Origin of the sequence: Vibrio sp. 1562 (assembly GCF_033340155.1) — a bacterium.
GTDB lineage: Bacteria > Pseudomonadota > Gammaproteobacteria > Enterobacterales > Vibrionaceae > Vibrio > Vibrio alginolyticus.
The window spans coordinates 1-1,165 of sequence record NZ_JAWOVY010000105.1 but is presented as its reverse complement, the minus strand read 5'-3'; the positions used below and the strand labels follow the sequence as shown (position 1 = coordinate 1,165).

Here is a 1,165-nt window from a genome sequence, read left to right as displayed (position 1 = left end):
TGTAGCAACTGACGATACCAAACTGTGCTCCGTCATAAGCATTTGCGTGAATTGGGTAATTCGCAATATGAGGCTTGCTACACTCACAAATGTTTGTCATCGCCTGACGTAACAAATCATCTGGAGTGATCGATTCGTCGTACATAAACGTGAGATTTGGTGCAATTTGCTTGAGCTCTGCGTCCACACGCAAAATAGTGCGACAGATAATGTTGTCTGTCGGCCCGATATTCACGTGCATGAAGGCATCCGGCAACGTGCGATCCAACATGATCCAGAAATGTCGAAGTTTTTTGTAAATCTGCGCTTCAGTTTGGTCGCCTACATAAGGCATCAGGACGTCGTCTAACTGCCCTAAATACACGGGAATATTAGTAACTGACGGCACATGATGATAGATGATGGTAAGCATATTTAGCGCATCATCAAAATCTTCTGCAGGTGACAACTCCAAATACTCAGAGCCTTGAGATAAAAACTTAGCATAGTCAGGTAAAACGTAACGCGGTTTAAAAGGCGCATGACCTTCAAACATGTCACAGATTACGCCATCGCTCATCGCCTCACGAAGTGCTTCAGAAATGGGCATGTATGGAATACATGCTTCGGCTTCTAGAGCGAGGAAGTTAGACTTCTGTTTCGGAGACAAACGGCCGTCAGTTGCGATATTGAGAAAACGCTGTTGGAGTTCAGATAGGCTTGTCATCAAGGATGTTCCTGCAAAAAAGACCACGACATCTGGATCTGGGTAGGTACAGACCATTACCCCTAAAGGGCTAGAGTGAATTTTACGCCTAGTTAAGCCTTGCCACTAATGAAAAAAAACAAACCGTTAATTTCCATATTGGAAATAAGCTATCCCTAAATTAGGGGTTACCTCACAATCTAGCTGCGATTCGCCGTAGATAGCATCACACCAGCACTGATAAACACTCCACCCGTTAAGCGATTGAACAACTTAGCTCGTCCTGCTTCAAATAACCAATTGGATGTTTTCACCCCTAATAAGGCGTAAAAGGTTAACCAGCTCAATTCGAATACTACGAACGTACCCGCGAAAATCGCATATTGGGTCAGCAGCGAAGCGGTTGGGTCAATGAATTGTGGGAATAGTGCCGTAAAGAAAATAATGGCTTTCGGATTACTGGAACCAACGATAAAACCA

The 1,165-nt window shown here is 44.0% G+C and carries 2 protein-coding genes; both read right to left on the bottom strand.

The window, feature by feature from the left end; genetic code table 11:
* Positions 1 to 706 (bottom strand): glycyl radical enzyme domain-containing protein (locus R7Z49_RS23490; protein ID WP_318112142.1); only part of this gene is annotated, 706 nt, incomplete at its 3' end.
* 179 nt (positions 707 to 885) lie between these two features.
* Positions 886 to 1,165 (bottom strand): LysE family translocator (locus R7Z49_RS23485; RefSeq protein ID WP_318112140.1); only part of this gene is annotated, 280 nt, incomplete at its 5' end.